Annotated in this window: 17 protein-coding genes; 2 read left to right on the top strand and 15 right to left on the bottom strand. The window is 62.6% G+C overall.

All coding sequences use genetic code 11. The annotated features are described in order from the left end of the window. The first annotated feature begins 189 nt into the window (after positions 1 to 189). Positions 190 to 2502 carry a TonB-dependent receptor gene (locus R9B85_RS17125; RefSeq protein WP_112250712.1) on the top strand — a complete coding sequence of 771 codons (2313 nt, stop codon included), beginning with the start codon at positions 190 to 192 and terminating at the stop codon, positions 2500 to 2502. 267 nt (positions 2503 to 2769) lie between these two features. After that, positions 2770 to 5325: a PepSY domain-containing protein gene (locus tag R9B85_RS17120; RefSeq protein ID WP_423771068.1), complete on the top strand. Its 2556-nt coding sequence runs from the start codon at positions 2770 to 2772 to the stop codon at positions 5323 to 5325. Between the two features lie 130 nt (positions 5326 to 5455). On the opposite strand, the gene R9B85_RS17115 is transcribed toward R9B85_RS17120, so the two are convergent. The 15 genes from R9B85_RS17115 to hscA form a co-directional block, all read right to left on the bottom strand. Continuing rightward, positions 5456 to 6247 carry an amidohydrolase gene (locus tag R9B85_RS17115; RefSeq protein ID WP_423770393.1) on the bottom strand — a complete coding sequence of 264 codons (792 nt, stop codon included), beginning with the start codon at positions 6245 to 6247 and terminating at the stop codon, positions 5456 to 5458. Then, positions 6235 to 7383, bottom strand: coding sequence for a pyridoxal phosphate-dependent aminotransferase (locus R9B85_RS17110; RefSeq protein WP_112250711.1), 1149 nt, complete (start codon positions 7381 to 7383; stop codon positions 6235 to 6237). Before R9B85_RS17110 ends, R9B85_RS17115 begins: the two co-directional genes overlap by 13 nt. 165 nt (positions 7384 to 7548) lie before the next feature. Beyond that, on the bottom strand, positions 7549 to 8571 hold the full coding sequence (locus R9B85_RS17105) for an RHS repeat-associated core domain-containing protein (protein WP_423770392.1): 1023 nt from the start codon (positions 8569 to 8571) through the stop codon (positions 7549 to 7551). Between the two features lie 295 nt (positions 8572 to 8866). Continuing rightward, positions 8867 to 10330, bottom strand: coding sequence for a ribosome biogenesis GTPase Der (gene der / locus R9B85_RS17100; protein ID WP_114167747.1), 1464 nt, complete (start codon positions 10328 to 10330; stop codon positions 8867 to 8869). 117 nt (positions 10331 to 10447) lie between these two features. Next, positions 10448 to 11590, bottom strand: coding sequence for an outer membrane protein assembly factor BamB (bamB, locus tag R9B85_RS17095; RefSeq protein ID WP_087503092.1), 1143 nt, complete (start codon positions 11588 to 11590; stop codon positions 10448 to 10450). Then, the gene (locus R9B85_RS17090) at positions 11591 to 12229 is read right to left on the bottom strand and encodes a tetratricopeptide repeat protein (RefSeq protein ID WP_013971027.1); all 639 of its coding nucleotides are present in this window, start codon (positions 12227 to 12229) and stop codon (positions 11591 to 11593) included. A gap of 39 nt (positions 12230 to 12268) precedes the next feature. Beyond that, the gene (gene hisS / locus R9B85_RS17085; protein WP_375149691.1) at positions 12269 to 13558 is read right to left on the bottom strand and encodes a histidine--tRNA ligase; all 1290 of its coding nucleotides are present in this window, start codon (positions 13556 to 13558) and stop codon (positions 12269 to 12271) included. Positions 13559 to 13583: 25 nt separating this feature from the next. Continuing rightward, positions 13584 to 14693: a flavodoxin-dependent (E)-4-hydroxy-3-methylbut-2-enyl-diphosphate synthase gene (ispG, locus tag R9B85_RS17080; RefSeq protein ID WP_003257869.1), complete on the bottom strand. Its 1110-nt coding sequence runs from the start codon at positions 14691 to 14693 to the stop codon at positions 13584 to 13586. A 2-nt stretch (positions 14694 to 14695) separates the two neighbouring features. Beyond that, on the bottom strand, positions 14696 to 15751 hold the full coding sequence (locus R9B85_RS17075; RefSeq protein ID WP_375149692.1) for a RodZ domain-containing protein: 1056 nt from the start codon (positions 15749 to 15751) through the stop codon (positions 14696 to 14698). Continuing rightward, positions 15748 to 16509 (bottom strand): type IV pilus biogenesis/stability protein PilW, encoded by a 762-nt coding sequence (pilW, locus tag R9B85_RS17070; RefSeq protein ID WP_112250705.1) that lies wholly within the window; start codon positions 16507 to 16509, stop codon positions 15748 to 15750. The genes R9B85_RS17075 and pilW overlap by 4 nt, the downstream gene beginning before the upstream one ends. Positions 16510 to 16523: 14 nt before the next feature. Beyond that, positions 16524 to 17669, bottom strand: coding sequence for a 23S rRNA (adenine(2503)-C(2))-methyltransferase RlmN (rlmN, locus tag R9B85_RS17065; protein ID WP_133970441.1), 1146 nt, complete (start codon positions 17667 to 17669; stop codon positions 16524 to 16526). 24 nt (positions 17670 to 17693) lie between these two features. Beyond that, the gene (ndk, locus tag R9B85_RS17060; protein WP_023382208.1) at positions 17694 to 18125 is read right to left on the bottom strand and encodes a nucleoside-diphosphate kinase; all 432 of its coding nucleotides are present in this window, start codon (positions 18123 to 18125) and stop codon (positions 17694 to 17696) included. A gap of 89 nt (positions 18126 to 18214) precedes the next feature. Further along, positions 18215 to 18415, bottom strand: a complete 201-nt coding sequence (gene iscX / locus R9B85_RS17055; protein WP_003257859.1) for a Fe-S cluster assembly protein IscX — start codon at positions 18413 to 18415, stop codon at positions 18215 to 18217. Positions 18416 to 18425: 10 nt separating this feature from the next. Next, positions 18426 to 18767: an ISC system 2Fe-2S type ferredoxin gene (gene fdx, locus R9B85_RS17050; RefSeq protein ID WP_025337773.1), complete on the bottom strand. Its 342-nt coding sequence runs from the start codon at positions 18765 to 18767 to the stop codon at positions 18426 to 18428. Positions 18768 to 18770: 3 nt separating this feature from the next. Continuing rightward, the gene (gene hscA / locus R9B85_RS17045; RefSeq protein WP_112250701.1) at positions 18771 to 20633 is read right to left on the bottom strand and encodes a Fe-S protein assembly chaperone HscA; all 1863 of its coding nucleotides are present in this window, start codon (positions 20631 to 20633) and stop codon (positions 18771 to 18773) included. Between the last annotated feature and the right edge of the window lie 26 nt (positions 20634 to 20659).

The following is a 20659-nucleotide window of genomic DNA, read 5'->3' as shown; positions in this document are numbered from 1 at the left end:
CAATGATATTGATTCCCTTTTGCGCTTCACAAGCCCCATTCGCCGCTTAAGACGTTTCAGCTTGATGAAACCGTAAAGGCAAATTGTAAAGATTGTAAATTCTTCACGAATGGTAACGACTCTCAATTGTGACTCACTATTGCTTACATTAAGATCCGCGGCCTTAACACCTTGGGGAAGGCCTTAGCAATGCGCCAGTACGTACCATCTGCAGTGAGCTCACCACGCCTGATCGTGTCTGCCATCGGCGTTGCCCTCAGCGCCTCGTCGGCCTACGCCGCCGACCCGGCCGCCAGCAGCGCGATCACCCTCGATGCCACCAGCGTCAACGGCAAGGCTGAACAGGCCAGCACCGATTACAAGGTCGACAAGGCCTCCTCGCAGAAGTACACCGCGCCGCTGGTAGACACCCCGCGCTCGATTACCGTGATCCCGCAGCAGGTCATCAAAGATACCAATGCCCTGAGCCTGCAGGATGCCCTGCGCACCGTGCCGGGCATCACCTTCGGTGCTGGCGAAGGCGGCAACCCGCAAGGCGACCGCCCGTTCATTCGCGGCTTCGACGCCCAGGGCGACACCTACCTGGACGGCGTGCGTGACACTGGTGCGCAAACCCGTGAAATCTTCGCCATCGAATCGGTGGAAGTGGCCAAGGGCCCGAATTCGGCCATCGGTGGCCGTGGTGCCGCTGGCGGTAGCATCAACCTGGTGAGCAAACGCGCGCACCTGGGCAACTCGCTGGATGGCGCCTGGACCTGGGGCAGCGATCAGACTCAGCGCTACACCTTCGATGGCAACTACCAGTTCAGCGACAGCGTTGCCGGCCGCCTGAACCTGATGACCCACGAAAGCAACGTCGCGGGCCGCGACAAGGTCAACTACGACCGTTGGGGTATCGCCCCGTCGCTGGCCTTCGGCCTGGGCACGCCGACCCGCGTCAACCTCGATTACTACCACCTGGAAAGCGACGACCTGCCGGATTCCGGCATCCCGTACACCATACCAACCGGTGGCAGCGCCGCACGCACCTCGGCACACCCGAGCAAGCCGTACGACGGCGGCGACAGCGACAACTTCTATGGCCTGACCGGTCGCGACTTCCGCAAGAGCCGTGTGGATATTGCCACCTTCGCCATCGAACACGACCTGACAGACTCGCTGACCATCAAGAACACCCTGCGCCATGGCAACAGCATGCAGGACTACATCCTGACCCAGCCTGACGACAGCAAGGGCAACGTCAACAACGGCAGCGTCTGGCGCCGTGCCAACACCCGCGTGGGCAACACCGCCACCACCACCAACCAGACCGATCTGTTCGGCGAGTTCTATCTGGGCGGCATGAAGAACAGCTTCTCGACCGGTATCGAGCTGAGCCGTGAAGAGAGCAAGCGTTCGAGCTACACCGTCGATACCGACACCGTCCCGGGCGGTGCTGCCAACACCAACTGCACCCCGGGCATGATCGGTGCCAACAGCGGTTACAACTGCACCTCGCTGAGCAACCCGAACCCGGATGATCCGTGGAACGGCAGCATCGCACGCAACTACGCAGGCACCGACACCAAAAGCAACACCCGTGCAATCTACGTGTTCGACACCCTCGAGCTGACGCCCGAGTGGCTGCTGAACATGGGCCTGCGTTACGACCACTTCGATACCCAGTACCGCACCTACGACGCCACCGGCGCCACCGTAGTCAACAGCAAGGGGGTGGTTTCCAAAGGCAAGGATACGAGCGAGTTCGTCACCGGCCAACTGGGCCTGGTGTGGAAGCCGACCGAGAATGGCAGCATCTATGTTTCCTACGCCACCTCGGCAACGCCACCCGGTGCGATGCTGGGCGAAGGCACGGAAGGCAACCCGCTGGGCAACACCACCGACCGCGCCGGCAACTTGCTGAGCAGCGACCTGGAGCCGGAAGAAACCACCAACTACGAAATTGGTACCAAGTGGGACCTGCTCGACCAGCGCCTGTCCCTGGCCGCCGCACTGTTCCGCACTGAGAAGGAAAACGCCCGTGTCCAGGTGGACACCACCACCTACGAAAACGTCGGCGAAACCCGCGTGCAAGGCATCGAGCTGTCGGCCAGCGGCAAGATTACCGACAAGTGGCAGGTATTCGCCGGCTACACCTACATGGAAGCACGCCAGATCGACGGCGGCGCGGTGAACAAGGCCAACGACGGCAACCAGCTGCCAAACACGCCGAACAACAGCGCCAGCCTGTGGACCACCTATTCCATCACGCCGAAGCTGACCGTTGGTGGCGGTGCGTTCTACGTGGATGACGTGTACGGCAGCGTGGCCAACACTACCATGGTCGACAGCTACGTACGCTACGACGCCATGGCCGCCTACAAGCTGACCAAGAACGTCGACCTGCAGCTGAACGTGCAGAACCTGACCAATGAGGTGTACTACGACAAGGCCTTCTCCACCCACTTCGCCAACCAGGCGGCCGGGCGGACGGCATTGCTGACCACCAGCGTGCACTTCTGATTTCAGGACGGGGCTGATCTTTTGAGAGGGCTACGCCTGTGCCGGCCCTTTCGCGGGTGAACCCGCTCCCACAGGTACTCCACTGGCTTCAGGTCCAGTGATATCTCTGTGGGAGCGGGTTCACCCGCGAAGAGGCCGGTACAGACAACACAAGCCTGACTGACTAGCCCACCCCGCCCCGTTCATTCCCGTGAGCGGGGCGTTTGCGTATCAAGGCATAATGCACGCCGCGCGGCATGCGGCATGCGGCAGAAACAAGGTGATCATGTGGTGAAGAAGACGCTGTTCCAATTGCACTGGTTCTTTGGCATCACCGCTGGCCTGGTGCTGGCCTTGATGGGCATCACCGGGGCCTTGTACTCGTTTCAGGAAGAACTGCTGCGCGCGTTCAATGCCGATGTGCTCAAGATAGAAGTGCGAGCCGAAGGCGTGTTGCCGCCGGCCGAGCTGGTACGTCGGGTCGAGGCCCAGCAACACGACAAGGTGGCGATGCTGTGGGTCGACGTACGCGAAGGCAATGCCGCCCGCGTCTTCTTTACGCCCCCACCTGGCGAACGCCGTGGCCCGCTGCGCTATGCCGACCCGTACACCGGCGAACTCAAGGGAGAAGTGGCCGGGCAAGGCTTCTTCAACCTCATGCTCAACCTGCACCGCTTCCTCGCCATGGGCGACAGCGGCCGGCAGATCACCGGTGCCTGCACCCTGATGCTGGTGTTCTTCTGCCTCTCCGGCCTGTACCTGCGCTGGCCGCGCAAGGCGCTGGACTGGCGCACCTGGCTGACCTTCGACTGGGCCAAGAAAGGCCGCGCCTTCAACTGGGACCTGCACGCGGTGGCCGGCACCTGGTGCCTGATGTTCTACCTGCTGTTCGCCCTGACCGGGCTGTTCTGGTCCTACGAGTGGTACCGCGACGGCCTGAACAAGCTGCTGGCCGACGCGCCGGCCGCCGGCCAACAGCAAAAGCACGGCGAAGGCCGTGGCCGCCACGGGCCACAGAAAATCGACAAGAACGCCCCGCCGCTGGTGGTCGACTACGACGCGATCTGGGCCAACCTCAAGGATGCCGCCGGCCCGGGCCTGGCCATGTACAACCTGCGCCTGCCACCGGTAGGCGGCCGGCCAGCCAACCTGTTCTACCTGCTGGACAACGCCGACCACCCGCGTGCCTTCAATACCTTGGTGCTGGACCCGGCCAGCGGCCAGGTGAAAAAACATGACCGCTACACCGACAAATCCTTCAAGGCCCAGTTGCTGCAGAGCGTCTACGCCCTGCACGTGGGCGAATACTTCGGCCTGCCGGGGCGCATCATCGTCACCATCGCCAGCCTGACCATGCCGCTGTTCTTCGTCACCGGCTGGCTGCTGTACCTCGACCGCCGGCGCAAGAAGCGCCAGGTACGCGCGGCCCGTGGCAACGTCACCAGCAACACTGCCAGCGGCGACAGCTGGCTGATCGGCTTTGCCAGCCAGAGCGGGCTTGCCGAACAACTGGCCTGGCAGAGCGCCGGGCAGCTTCAGGCCGCCGGCCTGCCAGTGCAGGTACGCGCCCTGGCCGAACTGGGTGAAAGCGACCTGCGCCAGGCCCGCCGTGCGCTGTTCGTGGTCAGCACCTTCGGCGACGGCGAAGCCCCCGACAGTGCCCGCGCCTTCGAGCGCAAAGTACTGGGCCAGCCTTGGGCGCTGAACAACCTCAGCTATGCCCTGCTTGCCCTCGGTGACCGCCAGTACCCGCACTTCTGCGGCTTCGCCCGCCGCCTGCAGGCATGGCTGGGTGAGCGTGGCGCCAGCAGCGCGTTCAGCCCGGTTGAGGTGGACAACGCCGACCAGGCCGCGCTGCAGCAGTGGCAGCAGGAACTGGCGCAACTGACCGGTGCCCAGCCGGTGACCGCCTGGCAGCCGCCGGGTTTCGGCAACTGGTCGCTGGTGCACCGTGAACTGCTCAACCCGGGCAGCCAGGGCCAGCCGGTGTACCTGTTGGGCCTGCGACCGCAACAGCCCGCCAGCTGGGAAGCCGGCGACCTGGTGGAGATCCTGCCGCTCAATGGCCAGCCGAGGATCGACACCTTCCTCGATGGCATGGCGCTGGACGCCGGGGCCAAGGTGCAAGTGAATGGCCTGGGCGAAACCCTCGCCCAGGCCCTGGCCGGCCGCCAGTTGCCGACCCGGCGCGATCACCTGGTCGGCTTGCAGCCGCAAGCACTGGTCGATGCACTGGTGCCGATCGGCAGCCGCGAGTACTCGATCGCCTCGATCGCCAGCGATGGCGTGCTGGAGCTGATCGTGCGCCAGGAGCGCCATGCCGATGGCAGCCTGGGCCTGGGTTCCGGCTGGCTGACCGAGTACCTGCCGTTGAATGGCATGCTGAGCCTGCGCTTGCGGCGCAATAGCAGCTTCCACCTGCCGGAAAGCGCAGCGCCCATGATCTTGATCGGCAACGGCACCGGCCTGGCCGGCCTGCGCAGCCTGCTCCGCGCGCGGGTGAATACTGGTGAGCAGCGCAACTGGCTGCTGTTCGGCGAGCGTAACCGGGCGCATGACCTGCTATGTGGCAGCGAGCTGCAAGGCTGGCTGGACAGCGGTGACCTGGCACGTCTGGACCTGGCGTTTTCGCGGGACCAGGCCGAGAAGGTGTATGTGCAGGATGTGTTGCTGCAGCAGGCTGATGAGCTCAAGCGCTGGGTCGCGGATGGCGCCTGTGTGTATGTCTGTGGCAGCCTGCAAGGGATGGCGGCAGGGGTGGACGCGGCGCTCAACGGTGTCCTCGGTGAAGCGCTAGTGCAGCAGCTGATCGAGGATGGGCGGTATCGGCGGGATGTGTACTGATTCATAGTTGATGCAGGCCCGCACCGGCCTCATCGCGGGTAAACCCGCTCCCACAGGTATTGCACAGGTTTCGGAATCTGTGAGGACCTTGTGGGAGCGGGTTTACCCGCGAATAGGCCGGTACTGGCTATCAGTGCAGCTCGAAGGTGTCAGCATCCAGGTTGGCCGGGAACTTGGCCCGGTAGGCCGCCAGCTCCGCCGCATTCAACACCGCGGTGAACACCCCATCGGCCTCCCCGGCACTGAGCAGGCTCTCACCCTGGAAGTCCAGCACCTGGCTGTCGCCGGAGTAGGCAAAGCCCTTGCCGTCGGTGCCCACCCGGTTCACCGCCGCCACATAGCACAGATTCTCGATACCCCGCGCCGGCAACAGGCGGTTCCAGTGCTGGCGGCGCGCAGCCGGCCAGTTGGCGGTGTACAGCAACAGGTCGGTGTCCTGGGCATCGCGGCTCCACACCGGGAAGCGCAGGTCGTAGCAGATCAACGGGCGAATCCGCCAGCCCTTGAGCTCGAACTGCACCTGGCGCTCGCCAGGGGTGTAATGCTTGTGCTCACCGGCCATGCGGAACAGGTGGCGCTTGTCGTAATGCAGGATCTCGCCATCCGGCCGCGCCCACAGCAGGCGGTTGCGGTGGCTGCCATCAGCGGCCTGGATGATCACGCTGCCGGTAATCACCGTGTCGTACTTCTTCGCCTGGGCCTTCAGCCATTTGTAGGTCGGGCCATTCTCCGGCTCGCACAGGCTTTCCGATTGCATAGAGAAACCGGTAGTGAACATTTCCGGCAGGATCACCAGGTCCACTTCGCCCACCTGCTCCAGCAGCACCTCGAAGTGCGCATAGTTGGCCTCGCGGTCGTGCCAGGCCAGGGTGGTCTGCACCAGGGCGACTTTCAGGTTCGGCAGTGTGCTCAGATCGCGCATAGTCTTTCCGCTGCCTGACGCAGCGTCTCCTCTCGTTTGGCAAAGCACAGGCGGACCAGGCGTTGCTCGGGGATGGGCTGCTGGTAGAACACCGACACCGGAATGGTCGCCACGCCGTGCTCACGGGTCAGCCACAGCGACATGTCTACATCGTTCAGGTCCGGGCGGATCTGCGAATAGTCCACCAGCTGGAAATAGGTACCCGCCGTACGGGTGAAACGGAACCGCGAGCCTTCCAGCAAGCCGCAGAACAAGTCTCGCTTGGCCTGGTAGAAGGCCGGCAGTTCATCGATATGCTCGGGGTGCTCGGCCATGAAATCGGCCAGGGCGCACTGCAGCGGGGTCACCCCGCAGAAGTTGACGTACTGGTGCACCTTTCGCAGCTCGGCGCTCAGCGTCGGCGGGGCGATCACGTAGCCGGTCTTCCAGCCCGTGACGTGATAAGTCTTGCCGAACGAGCTGACCACGAAGGCACGCGGGTACAGTTGCTCGTGGGCCAGCACGCTGGCATGACGCACACCGTCGTAGACCAGGTGTTCGTACACTTCATCGCTGACCAAGTAGATATCGCGGTCAGCGATCAGCCGCGCCAACTGGTCGAGGTCATCGCGGGTAATCAGCGCACCGCTGGGGTTGTGCGGCGAATTGAGGATGACCATGCGCGTGCGCGGGCTGAGTGCATCGCTGAACTTCTGCCAGTCGATGCGGAAATCGCCGTCGCTCAGCTGTACATGCACGCAGCGCCCACCGGCCAGTTCCACGGACGGCTCGTAGCTGTCATAGCAAGGGTCGAAGACAATCACTTCGTCGCCAGCATGCACCACCGCCTGGATGGCGCAGAAGATCGCCTCGGTGGCGCCAGGGGTGATGGTCACTTCCTGGTCGGCATCCACCTGCGCGCCATACAGCCGCGCGACCTTGGCCGCGACCTGCTGGCGCAGGGCCGGCAGGCCGGTCATCGGCGAATACTGGTTATGCCCGGCGGCCACATGCCGGCCGACTGCATCGAGCAGCGCCTGCGGGCCATTGAAGTCGGGGAAACCTTGCGACAGGTTGAGCGCGCCCGTCTGCACGGCGAGCTGGGACATGGTGGTGAAGATGGTCGTGCCGACATTCGGCAGTTTGCTGCGGATCATGGAGCCCTCTTTCCTGGGGGGTATCCGGCACGGGGTGGAGTCCGAGCATAGCGGATCGAGCGGTCAGGAAAAAGCCGAGTGCTCCAATGACAACTGGTTTCGGCGCCAGCACAGGTGGGACAGGGCTCCCCACATCAGGGTTACGGGTCTAATTGAGTATCCACTTCAAAGCAATTTTCCTCGCAATATGTATACTTCATTTTGAAGCTCCGCTATCTGTAGATCGTATGGACGATTGTGAATTTCCCTTCTCCGTTCAAGACTATGTAAATCAGCATCCGAAAGGTCATAATCAAATTTACTACCATTCATTCGTCTACCCTTCAAGACCGCAATATGCTTCTCGCGACCCGCGATTTCACCATAAATCGGCGCATTATGGTTACCCCGAGTGATGTAGTCCTCATGAGCGCGTAAATGGCGATCCTGCAACATCTTCATATTACTCGTAAATGTTTCCGCTGCCTCACTAAAATTAGCCGCCCTTAGCCCGAGTTTATACTTACGGTCAAGTACACGAAATGCGGTGCTCCCTTCCTTCGCCCCAATACTTTCCAGCTTGGCCCCCAGCTCCTTAACTCCCTTCATGTGGTTTTCAATGGTCCTGGCAATACGGTTCGGATGTACAGATTCATCAAAATCGATCAAAGGAAAACTGTTCATCGATTTGGTAGAGCGCGAGACATCTTTAAACACGTTTTTCATCTTGAAATAGGATCTGCGAGAAAATAGCCCCCACGGAGCATGCCCGCTAGGATCAACATAATTGACAGGGTCCCCATTGCAATACCCATATGCGTTCATTACCCTGAAAGGTGCAAAACTGTCCGGGGAGTTAAATCTCATACCGTTAAATAATCTGTAGCCATTCCCCAGCATATACCCTTGAAGCAAGTCATCATAATACTCACCATTGAACCCTAGCGAGGAGCGCCCCGAAGAAAGGGAGGAACAATGGCCATAAGCGGTATAATCAAACGTCTCCCGACCACTCTCATGCGCCACGCCAACTACAGAGCCAGAGTTATCAACCGATAATAGGGCAATGCTATCTACAGCACTGTTCCTCGACTCGGCCAATAATTGCCCTCCGACCCGAAAAACAGTACCACCACCTTGATCACGAAGGATCGCATGCACATTACGACCACAATAAAACAGCCTCAAAGCTTTACGCTGAAGTTCCATACTTAGCCCCTGATTGACAGACAACTTAACCCAAGTCTTTCAAAGACTACAGCAACGGACAACTAGCATTTTTACCAGGCAGGGTCAGCAGCCCCTGCTTATGGGCGTGATGAGACAATAGAAGAAGAGCTCGAGCATAGCGAATCGAGCTGTCAGGGGAGGATTGAAGATGGTGGAAGTTATACTGGTTCAAGGGCCTCTTCGCGGGTAAACCCGCTCCCACAGGTACTCACAGAATTCGAAAACTGTGGGGACCTGTGGGAGCGGGTTTACCCGCGAAGAAGTCGACGCGGAATCAGCGCTTGTCGCGACGCTTCTTCTCGGCCTTCTTGTGGTGCGACATCAGGCGACGCTTCTTGTTGACCTGGCGATCGGTGAGGGTGTTCTTCTTGCCCTCGTACGGGTTCTCACCGCCCTTGTACTCGATGCGGATCGGCGTACCGACCAGCTTCAGCACGCGTCGGTAGGTGTTCTCCAGGTAACGCGAGTACGACTTCGGAATCTTGTCGGTCTGGTTGCCGTGGATCACGATCAGCGGCGGGTTGGCACCGCCGAGGTGGGCATAGCGCAGCTTGATGCGGCGGCCGTTGACCAGTGGTGGCTGGTGCTCGCTCACGGCATCTTCGAGGATTTGCGTCAGGCGGCTGGTTGGCCAGCGGGTTACCGCCGACTTGAACGCGGCCTGCACCGACTTGTACAGGTTGCCCACGCCAGTGCCATGCAGGGCGGAGATGAAGTGGATGTCGGCGAAGTCGACGAAGAACAACCGGCGCTCCAGCTCGGTCTTCACGTAGTCGCGCTCGCCCGGCTGCATGCCATCCCACTTGTTCAGGGCGATGACGATGGCACGGCCAGCTTCCAGGGCGAAGCCCAGCAGGTTCAGGTCGTGGTCCACCACGCCTTCGCGGGCGTCCATGACGAAGATTACCACGTTGGCGTCCTTGATCGCCTGCAGCGTCTTCACCACCGAGAACTTCTCGACTTCCTCGTGGATCTTGCCGCGTTTGCGCACGCCAGCGGTGTCGATGAAGGTGTACTTCTCGTCATCGCGCTCGAACGGAATGTAGATACTGTCGCGGGTGGTACCCGGCTGGTCGTACACCACCACGCGCTCTTCGCCGAGCATGCGGTTGACCAGCGTCGACTTGCCGACGTTGGGGCGGCCGATGATGGCGATCTTGATGCCATCCTTCTCGCTCGGGCCCGGGATACGCACCGCTTCTTCGCCTTCGGCGACTTCGGCGTCCAGCGCTTCCTCGACTTGGTCACGCGGGATGTGGCCAAGCACGGCTTCCATCAGCGCGTTGATGCCACGGCCCTGGGAACCAGCCACCGGAATGGCGTTGCCCATGCCCAGCGGCGAGAACTCGGCGCGGGCGACGTCGGCGTCGATGTTGTCGATCTTGTTGGCAACCAGGATCGCTTCCTTGTTCCGCTTGCGCAGGTGCTCGGCGATCATCTGGTCGGCGGCGGTCATGCCGGCGCGGGCATCGACCAGGAACAGTACATAGTCGGCTTCTTCGATGGCCATGAGCGACTGCTCGGCCATTTTCTCGTCCATGCCCACTTCGTCACCGGTGATACCGCCGGTGTCGATCAGGATGAAGGAACGACCCTGCCAGCTGGCATCACCATACTGGCGGTCACGGGTCAGGCCCGACAGGTCACCGACGATGGCATCGCGGGTCTTGGTCAGGCGGTTGAACATGGTGGATTTGCCGACGTTCGGGCGGCCCACCAGGGCGATTACGGGAACCATTCGGCTCTCCACTCTTGAATTCTTGAAAATGCAAAGGCCGCTGCAAGGCAGCGGCCGGAGTTCGGGCGGCGTGTCCTACGCCGCGGCTTGAAGCCCGCCAAGGCTTCAAGCATAGCTTCAGCGGATGGTCAGTGCCTCGAGCTTGCCGCTGTTGCCGAAGACGTAGATGGTGTCGCCGACCACAAGTGGGCGGGCACGCAGGCCATCACTGTCGATACGCTCACGGCCGACGAAGCGGCCATCGACCTGGCTCAGCAGGTGCAGGTAACCCTCGAAGTCACCCACCGCCACGTAGCTGGAGAACACCTCAGGTGCAGTCAGCTGGCGGCGAGCCATGGTGTCGTTGGTCCACAGGGCGCTGGACGAGCGCTCGTCGACGCTTTCGACAGTACCCGAAGCTTCGCTGACGTAGACGTTGCCGAAGCCTTGGGCGACACCCACATAGCTGGAGGCATCGCGCTGCCACAGCACACGGCCGCTTTCCAGGTCCAGGCCCGCGACGCGGCCCTGGTAGGTACTGACGTACAGGGTACCACCCGACAGCAGAAGACCGCCGTCGATATCGACCACACGGTCCAGCTCGGAACGGCCCTGCGGAATCGCCACACGGCTTTCCCACACCGGCACGCCGTTGTTGATGTCCACCGCCACCACCTTACCGGTGGACAGGCCGGCGACGGCCAGGCGATTGGTGGCGATCGGTGCGCCGGTACCACGCAGGGTCAGCACGGCCGGGGTGTTTTCGTAGATCCAGCGGCGGTCGCCAGTGGCGGCATCCAGGCCGATCAGGCGGTCGTCCTGGGTCTGCACCACAACCACGTCACCGTTGTTGGCAGGCGGGGCCAGCACTTCGCTGGTCACGCGGGAGCGCCAGCGCTCCTCACCAGTGCTGGAGTCCAGGGCGATGACTTCACCCTTGAGGGTGCCGATCATGACCAGGCCGTAGCCCACGCCGACAGCGCCGGATACCGGCAGCTCGAGGTCCTTCTTCCACACCACGTCGCCGTTGATGCGGTCGAGTGCGAAGACTTCGCCGTTGACGTCGGAAGCATAGATACGGTCGTTTTCGATGGCCGGCACCAGGGTGTTGTAGGTCTCGCCCTGGCCATCACCGATCGAACGGCTCCACTGCTTCTTCAGCACCACTTCCTCGGTGAACTTGGTCAGCTCGGCCGGGGGCAGTTCCTTCTTGCTGTTGCTGCTGCAACCCGCGGCCAGTACGGCCAGGGTCAGCACTGCTGCATGTTTCCAACCGATCACTTACGCGTCCCCTTTGGCCAAGTCATCCAGCTTCAATTGCAGGCCACCGACCGCCGCCTCATCGGACAGCGCAGCCTTGGCTTTCTCGTAAGCGCTGTGCGCGTCGTCGGCGCGGCCCAGCTGCACCAGCAGGTCACCTTTCAACTCTTCGCGGCTGGCCAGGAAGGCCTTGTCGGCATCGCCGTCAAGCAGCTTGAGGGCGTCCTCGGCCTTGTTCTGGGCGGCCAGCACACGAGCCAGGCGCTGACGCGAAATTTCGCCCAGGGTGGCATCAGCCGGCTTGTCCAGCACGCTCTTCAGCTCGGCAGCAGCGTCGTCGAGCTTGCCGCTCTCGACCGCGACCTTGGCCACGAACAGGCTGCCGTACTGGGCGTAGGCGGTACCGCCGAACTCGCTCTTGAGCTTGCCGGCCAGTTCCGCGACCTTGGTCGCGTCAGGCTGGCCGGTCGGCGTCAGGCTGGTTTCCAGCAAGGCCTGGTACAGCTGCGAGGCACCTTGCGACTGATTGTTCTGGTACTTGTGCCAGGTATTCCAGCCCAACACCACCACGCCAGCCAGCAGGGCACCGGTCAGCAGCGGCTTGCCGTTGCGGTTCCACCAGTCCTTGACCCCTGCCAGTTCATCATCGGTACTCGACACCCCAATACTCCTTTTCGCCTATTCGCTTGTTGAACCGCGTTACGCCTGCGCGATCGCGGTTTCCAGGTGCTCTGCCAGAGCATCCCAGGCAATGTTCTGTTGTTCGCCCTGACCACGCAGGGGCTTGAAGCCGATTTCTTGCTTGGCCAGCTCGTCGTCACCGAGGATCAGTGCGAACAGCGCGCCGCTCTTGTCGGCTTTCTTGAACTGGCTCTTGAAGCTGCCACCACCGGCGTTGACTGCCAGGCGCAGGCCCGGCAAACGGTCGCGCAGGCCTTCGGACAGGCGCAGGCCGGCCAGCTCCGCCTGTTCGCCAAAGGCGCACAGGTAGACGTCGATCTGGCGGCTGATGGACTCGGGCACCTTGCCCAGGGTTTCCAGCAGCAGGATCAGGCGCTCGATGCCCATGGCGAAACCGACACCAGGGGTCGGCTTGCCGCCCATCTGTTCGACCAGGCCATCGTAACGGCCGCCGGCGCAGACGGTGCCCTGGGCGCCGAGCTTGTCGGTGACCCACTCGAACACGGTCTTGCTGTAGTAGTCCAGGCCGCGCACCAGCTTGGTGTTGATCACGAACGGGATGCCGGCAGCATCCAGACGGGCCTTGAGGCCCTCGAAGTGCACGCGCGACTCTTCGTCCAGGTAGTCTTCCAGCTTCGGCGCACCGACCAGCACCGCCTGGGTGTTCTGGTCCTTGCTGTCGAGGATGCGCAGCGGGTTGCTCTTCAGGCGGCGCTGGCTGTCTTCGTCCAGTTGCTCCAGGCGCGCCGAGAGGAACTCGACCAGCGCGTCACGGTAGCGTGCACGGGCTTCGCTGGTGCCCAGGCTGTTGAGCTCCAGCTTGACCGCATCCTGGATGCCCAGCAGGCCCCACAGGCGCCAGGTCAGCATGATCAGCTCGGCGTCGATGTCCGGGCCGTCCAGGTTGAACACTTCCACGCCGATCTGGTGGAACTGGCGGTAGCGGCCCTTTTGCGGGCGCTCGTGACGGAACATCTGGCCGATGTACCACAGTTTCTGCACCTGACCGTTACCGGTGATGCCATGTTCGAGCACGGCACGCACGCAGGCAGCGGTGCCTTCGGGGCGCAGGGTCAGCGAATCGCCGTTGCGGTCCTCGAAGGTGTACATCTCTTTTTCGACGATGTCGGTCACTTCACCGATGGAGCGCTTGAACAGCTCGGTGAACTCGACGATCGGCGTGCGGATCTGGCTGTACCCGTAGGTGTCCAGCAGGCCGCCCACGGTGCCTTCGAAGTAGCGCCACAGCGGCGACTGTTCTGGCAGGATGTCGTTCATGCCACGAATGGCTTGCAGCGATTTGCTCACGAAAAGTCCTTACGAATTCTGTGTGTCAGCCACGGACGATCAGCGCCGCGTCGGCTTCGGCCTTTTCGGCCGCTTTCTGGCGGATGAGCTTTTCCAGCTCGTCGACCAGGTTGTCGTTGGTCAGTTTCTGTGCCGGCTTGCCATCGATGTAAATCAGGTTCGGCGTACCGCCAGTCAGGCCGACATGCGCTTCCTTGGCTTCACCCGGGCCATTGACCACGCAACCGATCACCGCCACGTCCAGCGGCACCAGCAGGTCTTCCAGGCGCCCTTCCAGCTCGTTCATGGTCTTGACCACATCGAAGTTCTGCCGCGAGCAGCTCGGGCAGGCGATGAAGTTGATGCCGCGCGAGCGCAGGTGCAGCGACTTGAGGATGTCGTAGCCGACTTTCACTTCTTCGACCGGGTCGGCCGCCAGCGAGATACGAATGGTATCGCCAATGCCTTCGGCCAGCAGCATACCGAGGCCGACCGCGGATTTCACCGTCCCCGAACGCAAGCCACCGGCTTCGGTGATGCCCAGGTGCAGCGGCTGCACGATCTGCTTGGCCAGCAGGCGGTAGGCTTCGACGGCCATGAACACATCGGAGGCTTTGACGCTGACCTTGAAGTCCTGGAAGTCCAGGCGGTCGAGGTGCTCGACGTGGCGCAGGGCCGACTCGACCAGCGCCGCCGGGGTCGGTTCGCCGTACTTCTTCTGCAGGTCCTTTTCCAGGGAGCCGGCATTGACGCCGATACGGATCGGGATGCCGCGGTCGCGGGCGGCATCGACCACCGCGCGCACACGGTCTTCACGGCCGATATTGCCCGGGTTGATACGCAGGCAGTCGACGCCCAGTTCGGCCACGCGCAGGGCGATCTTGTAGTCGAAGTGGATGTCGGCAACCAGCGGCACGCTGACCTGTTGCTTGATGCGGCCGAACGCCTCGGCGGCGTCCATGTCCGGTACCGAGACGCGCACGATGTCCACGCCGGCATCGACCAGGCGCTGGATTTGCGCCACGGTGGCGGCCACATCGTTGGTGTCGGTGTTGGTCATGCTCTGCACCGCGATGGGGGCATCACCACCCACCGGCACATTGCCGACCCAGATTTTGCGGGATTCGCGACGTTTGATCGGAGATTCGCCGTGCATGATTACTGTCCCAACTTCAGGCGAGCGGTCTCGCCACTGGTGAACGGGGCAACATCGACGGCCTGGCCGTTGTAGCTGACCTGGGCGCCACGGGCAAAGCCCAGGCGTACCGAGAACGGCGGCTTGCCGGTCAGCTCGAGGTTGTCCCCCTTGCGCTTGATGGCGCTGAACAGCACCTTGCCGTTGCCGTCGGTGACCTGGGTCCAGCAATCGGCGACGAACTGGATGGCGACCTTGGCGCTGCCAGCCGGCACTGCGACCGGAGCGGCAGGCTCGGTGGCGGCCACGGTCGCTACGGGCGTAGCAGGTGCAACCGCCGCCGGGGCCGGGGCCGGGGCAACCGGTGCTACCGGCGCAGGCGTGGCAGCAGGGGCGCTGGCGACCGGTGACACAGGCGCCTGCTGGGCCGGTGCCGGCACCGCGGCAGCGGTAGCGGCAGGTGCCGGGCTAGCCGGTGCCGGTTCGGCGGCGGCAGGCTGCTCGGCAGCGCCCTGCTCCAGCGGCAGCGGCGCGCTCTCGGGCTGCTGCCCAGCGGAAACAGCCTGGTCTTCAGGCTCATCGAGCGGGTGAATCTGGGTGGTACCGTCGGCGCTTTCGACTTCGACATGCTCCAGGGCGATCTTGGCCAGGTCCTTGCCACGCAGGCTGCCTTGATCCTGCCACCAGACGAAGCCGCCGCCGACCACCGCCACCAGCAGCAGCAGGCTGACGCCACGCAGGATATTGTGCGACAGGCGCACCGGCTCTTCGATACGGCCCAGCGAGTGCACGTCGCTGCCTTTGGCGTGGGTGCCGGTGTAACGGTCGAATGCGTCCACCAGGGCAGCCTGGTCCAGGTCCATCAGCTTGGCATAGGCGCGGATATAACCACGGGCGAAGGTATGCCCCGGCAGCTTGTCGAAGGCGCCGGTTTCCACGTGGTTCAACGAACTGACAGTGAGGTTGAGCTTGCGGGCCACCTCGGCTTGTGACCAGTCCCGGTTCTCACGGGCCTGACGCAAAAGCTCACCGGGGTTCTGGCCAGGCGCTACTGCTACTTCGGGATGCGCGGCTTTCATCGTTGCTCCGACAGGTATTGCTGATATTCCGGCGTACCGGGATAAAGTCGTTGTAATTGCTGGCCCAGCTCGGCCAGTGTGCCCTGCTCGTCGAATACCCTGGCAAGGCGACTGCCCAGCAGCAGGCTACGGGCATCGTGGTCGCTCAACTGGCTGAAACGATCGTAGTAGTCCCGGGCCGGCACATAATGCCTGTTTTCGTAGGACAACTCAGCCATTTCCAGCAACGCTTTCGGTTGCCGCTGGTTGAGTTGCAAAGCTTTCAGCAGATACGCGTGCGCCTGGTCGCGGCGCTCGAGCTTCAGGGCGGTCAGGCCCAGGTTCTCGTACACGCGTGAACGCTCAGGATACAGGGTATCGGCGCTGGCCAGGCGAAACATCTGCTCGGCCTCGGCAAATCGCCCCTGAGCATAAAGGAAACTGCCGTAATTGTTGCGAATTCGCGTGTCGTCCGTGCGTGCCTGCAGCGCCTTGCGAAAGTGCGCTTCGGCCAGCGCAGGCTCGCCTTCGGCCTGGAAGACCAGCGCCAGGGCGGCGTGGGCGTCGGCATCACCGCTATCCAGGGCCAGGGCCTTGCCCAGCGGCGCCTTGGCCTGCTCGGTCAACCCCTGTTGCAAATAACCCAGCCCAAGCTGCACGTAGGCCCGCCCCGCCTCTGCCCTGCCCTGGCGGCTAGCCAGGGGGTCGCTCGCGCCGCCCGACACGCAGCCGGCCAGCAGCGAAAGCGCAAGGATCGACAGCGCGGCGCGCAGGCTCATGGGCAAGGTCCCGGTCAGTGGCTGGCGGGGCTGTCTTGCAGCTCGGCGTCCGCGGACAGCTGGCGCACAGCGATGTAGCGCTCGCTGCGGCGGGTGCGGTCGTTGACCTGGCCGACCAGCTGGCCACAGGCAGCGTCGATGTCCTCACCACGGGTGGTACGGGTGGTGACGTTGAAGCCACCGTGGTGCAACAGGTCCTGGAAGCGGCGGATGGCGTTGTTGCTCGGCCGCTCGTAGCCGGAGTGCGGGAACGGGTTGAACGGGATCAGGTTGATCTTGCATGGCACGTCGCGCAGCAGCTCGATCATTTGCGCAGCATGCTCAGGCTGGTCGTTGACGTCCTTGAGCAGGGTGTACTCGATGGTCAGCACGCGCTTGCCACCCAGGGTGGACATGTAGCCCATGCAAGATTCCAGCAGCATCTTCAGCGGGTACTTCTTGTTGATCGGTACCAGCTTGTTGCGCAGCTCGTCGTTCGGTGCGTGCAGCGACAGGGCCAGCGACACGTCGATGTGCTTGGCCAGTTCGTCGATCATTGGCACCACGCCCGAGGTGGACAGAGTGACGCGACGCTTGGAAATGCCATAGCCCAGATCTTCCATCATGATCTTCATGGCGGCGATGACATTGTCGAAATTCAGCAGGGGTTCGCCCATGCCCATCATGACCACGTTGGTGATAGCGCGGTCGATCTTGGCCGGAACGGTCCCGAAGGATTTGTTGGCAAGCCACACCTGGCCGATCACTTCGGCGGCAGTGAGGTTGCTGTTGAAGCCTTGCTTGCCGGTGGAGCAGAAACTGCAGTCCAGAGCACAGCCGGCTTGCGACGACACGCACAGGGTGCCGCGATCGTCGGTGGGAATGTAGACGGTTTCGACGCAGCTGCCGGAGGCAACGCGGACCACCCACTTGCGGGTACCGTCGGCGGAAATGTCTTCACTGACCACTTCCGGGCCCCGAATCTCGGCAACGGCCTCGAGCTTTTCGCGCAAGGCCTTGCCGACATTGGTCATGGCGGCGAAATCGTCGACGCCAAAGTGGTGAATCCATTTCATGACCTGACCGGCACGAAAACGCTTCTCTCCGATCGACTCGAAGAATTTTTCCATTTCCTGCAGGGTCAGGCCCAACAGGTTGATCTTGCCAGTCATGTCACTCATGGAATCACCCAAGACCTGCTTCGCTTAGCGAATGCGGTCGCACAGCTCGGTAGCGGAGAAGAAGTAAGCGATTTCGCGGGCAGCCGAAGCTTCCGAGTCGGAACCGTGAACAGCGTTTTCGTCGATGGAAACGGCGAAGTCAGCACGGATGGTGCCGGCAGCAGCTTCTTTAGGGTTGGTGGCACCCATCAGCTCGCGGTTGGCCAGAACGGCGTTTTCGCCTTCCAGAACCTGAACGATGACCGGGCCGGAAGTCATGAAGGCAACCAGGTCAGCGAAGAAGCCGCGCTCTTTGTGCTCGGCGTAGAAGCCTTCGGCTTCGGCTTTGGACAGTTGCTTCATTTTCGAAGCGACGACGCGCAGGCCGGCTTTCTCGAAACGAGTGGTGATCTCGCCGATGACGTTCTTGGCAACGGCGTCAGGCTTGATGATGGAGAAAGTACGTTGAACAGCCATGGAAAACTCCAGAAATATGAGTGTTGCGAAAAATTAAACCCGCGAATTATACGCGGGTTCCAGGGGATTGCCTAACCTGCAGGACGCGTTCAGTCGGCTTCTTCGATCCAGGCCGCCTGGATGGCCTCGAGCACTTTCTCACCGCCGCGTGACGGATCGTCGCTGAATTCTGGCAAGGCCAGCACCCAACGGTGCAGATCGACGAAATTCACATAACGAGGATCGACTTCCGGCTTGCTTTCTGCAAGCTGAATGGCGATCTCAAGTACATCAATCCATTTCAGGCTCATGGGGCAAACCTCAGTGCGGCGCTTCGGCGGCGTGGTTGAGCGAATACTTGGGGATCTCGATGACCAGGTCCTGGTCAGCGACAACCACCTGACAGCCGAGGCGCGATTGAGCCTCCAGGCCCCAGGCCTTGTCCAGCATGTCCTCTTCCAGTTCGTCGGCTTCTTCAAGCGAATCGAAGCCCTTGCGCACGATGCAATGGCAAGTGGTGCAGGCCTTGACCCCGCCACAGGCGCTTTCCATCTCGATGTGATGGTCGTGGGCCAGCTCCAGGATGTTGGTCCCGGGTTCGACTTCCACGGTCAGCCCTTCAGGGCAGAACTTCTCGTGCGGCAGGAATGTCACCAGCGGCATCGGTTACTCCTCGATCTCATTCAGGTTGCGCCCGGCCAGTGCGGCTTTGACCGTCGAATCAAGGCGACGGGCGGCGAAGGCGTCGGTCACTTGCGACAGACGCTTGGTCTGTTGCTCGATGGCTGCGCCATCGGTGCCGGCCAGCAAATCACGTAGTTCCTGCATCTGGAATTCGATGGCATCACGCTCGTCACTGCTGAGCAGGCGCTCGCCATCGGCGTCCAGGGCGCCCTGTACCGCTTCGAGCAGGCGCTCGCCGTCGACCTGGTGCTCGCGCAGCTGACGGGCCTGCTTGTCGGAACCGGCGTGTTCGAAGGAGTCCTTGAGCATGCGGGCGATTTCGCCGTCGGTCAGGCCGTAGGACGGTTTGACCTGAATGCTCGCTTCCACGCCCGAGCCCAGCTCGCGGGCAGCGACGCTGAGCAGGCCGTCGGCATCGACCTGGAAGGTGACGCGGATCTTAGCCGCACCGGCGACCATCGCCGGGATGCCACGCAGCTCGAAGCGCGCCAGCGAGCGGCAGTCGCTGATCAGCTCGCGCTCGCCCTGCAGCACGTGGATCATCATGGCCGACTGGCCATCTTTATAGGTAGTGAATTCCTGGGCTCGCGCCACCGGGATGGTGGTGTTGCGCGGGATCACCTTCTCCATCAGCCCGCCCATGGTTTCAAGGCCAAGCGACAGCGGGATGACATCGAGCAACAGCAGTTCGCCGCCTTCGCGGTGGTTGCCGGCCAGGGTGTCGGCCTGGATGGCAGCACCGATAGCCACCACCTGATCGGGGTCGATCGACGTCAGCGGGGCGCGCCCGAACAGCGTGCCGACCGCTTCGCGCACTCGCGGAACACGGGTCGAACCACCGACCATGACCACGGCGCTGACTTCTTCCAGCTCGACGCCGCTGTCGCGCACGGCGCGGCGGCAGGCCTTGAGGCTGCGGGCAATCAGCGGCTCGATCATGGCTTCGAAACCGGCGCGGCTCAGCTGACCCTGCCAGGCACCATGGCTTACGTCGACCACATCGGCGTCGGTCAGGGCTTCCTTGGCGGCGCAGGCGGTTTGCAGCAACTGGCGCTGCGTGGCCGGGTCTAGGTCGGACGAGAGACCGGCCTGTTCGATGATCCAGCCGGCAATAGCGTGGTCGAAGTCGTCACCGCCCAGGGCGGTATCGCCACCGGTGGCCAGCACTTCGAACACGCCGGCAGTGAGGCGCAGGATGGAGATATCGAAGGTACCGCCGCCCAAGTCATAGATGGCCACCACGCCTTCGGCGTTCTGGTCCAGGCCATAGGCCACGGCAGCGGCAGTCGGCTCGTTGAGCAGGCGCAGCACGTTCAGGCCGGCCAGGCGCGCAGCGTCCTTGGTGGCCTGGCGCTGGGCGTCATCGAAATAGGCCGGCACGGTGATCACCGCGCCCACCAGCTCACCGCCGAGGGTGGCTTCTGCACGCTCGCGCAGCACCTTGAGGATATCGGCAGACACTTCCACCGGGCTTTTCGGCCCTTGCACGGTGTCGATGAACGGCATGTGCGACTCACCGCCAACGAAGCGGTACGGCAGCTGCTCGCCCAGTTGCTTGACGTCGGCGAGGCCGCGCCCCATCAGGCGCTTTACCGACAGCACGGTGTTCAGCGGGTCGCTGGAAGCGGCATCGCGTGCAGCCTGCCCCACTTCGTTGCGCCCTTCGAGGTAGCGCACCGCGGACGGCAGAATGACATTGCCCTGCGCGTCGGGCAGGGGCTCGCTACGGCCGCTGCGCAGTGCGGCGACCAGGGAGTTGGTGGTACCCAGGTCGATCCCCACCGCCAGGCGGCGCTGATGCGGCTGAGGGCTTTGACCGGGTTCGGCAATCTGCAGTAGGGCCATGCTTATCTGAATACCTTAGGTGCCAT

It is taken from the genome of Pseudomonas sp. NLJ1 (assembly GCF_049486705.1).
Classification (GTDB): domain Bacteria; phylum Pseudomonadota; class Gammaproteobacteria; order Pseudomonadales; family Pseudomonadaceae; genus Aquipseudomonas; species Aquipseudomonas inefficax.
The sequence above is the reverse complement of the archived record's forward strand: the minus strand, read 5'-3'. Positions and strand labels throughout refer to the sequence as shown.

Excerpts from the sequence above, each read along its gene's own strand:
- R9B85_RS17125 (WP_112250712.1), top strand. The coding sequence starts at position 190 with ATGCGCCAGTACGTACCATCTGCAGTGAGCTCACCACGCCTGATCGTG.
- R9B85_RS17115 (WP_423770393.1), bottom strand. The coding sequence starts at position 6,247 with ATGCGCGATCTGAGCACACTGCCGAACCTGAAAGTCGCCCTGGTGCAG.
- R9B85_RS17110 (WP_112250711.1), bottom strand. The coding sequence starts at position 7,383 with ATGATCCGCAGCAAACTGCCGAATGTCGGCACGACCATCTTCACCACC.
- R9B85_RS17105 (WP_423770392.1), bottom strand. The coding sequence starts at position 8,571 with ATGGAACTTCAGCGTAAAGCTTTGAGGCTGTTTTATTGTGGTCGTAAT.
- der (WP_114167747.1), bottom strand. The coding sequence starts at position 10,330 with ATGGTTCCCGTAATCGCCCTGGTGGGCCGCCCGAACGTCGGCAAATCC.
- ispG (WP_003257869.1), bottom strand. The coding sequence starts at position 14,693 with ATGCACGGCGAATCTCCGATCAAACGTCGCGAATCCCGCAAAATCTGG.
- R9B85_RS17075 (WP_375149692.1), bottom strand. The coding sequence starts at position 15,751 with ATGAAAGCCGCGCATCCCGAAGTAGCAGTAGCGCCTGGCCAGAACCCC.
- pilW (WP_112250705.1), bottom strand. The coding sequence starts at position 16,509 with ATGAGCCTGCGCGCCGCGCTGTCGATCCTTGCGCTTTCGCTGCTGGCC.
- rlmN (WP_133970441.1), bottom strand. The coding sequence starts at position 17,669 with ATGAGTGACATGACTGGCAAGATCAACCTGTTGGGCCTGACCCTGCAG.
- ndk (WP_023382208.1), bottom strand. The coding sequence starts at position 18,125 with ATGGCTGTTCAACGTACTTTCTCCATCATCAAGCCTGACGCCGTTGCC.
- iscX (WP_003257859.1), bottom strand. The coding sequence starts at position 18,415 with ATGAGCCTGAAATGGATTGATGTACTTGAGATCGCCATTCAGCTTGCA.
- fdx (WP_025337773.1), bottom strand. The coding sequence starts at position 18,767 with ATGCCGCTGGTGACATTCCTGCCGCACGAGAAGTTCTGCCCTGAAGGG.
- hscA (WP_112250701.1), bottom strand. The coding sequence starts at position 20,633 with ATGGCCCTACTGCAGATTGCCGAACCCGGTCAAAGCCCTCAGCCGCAT.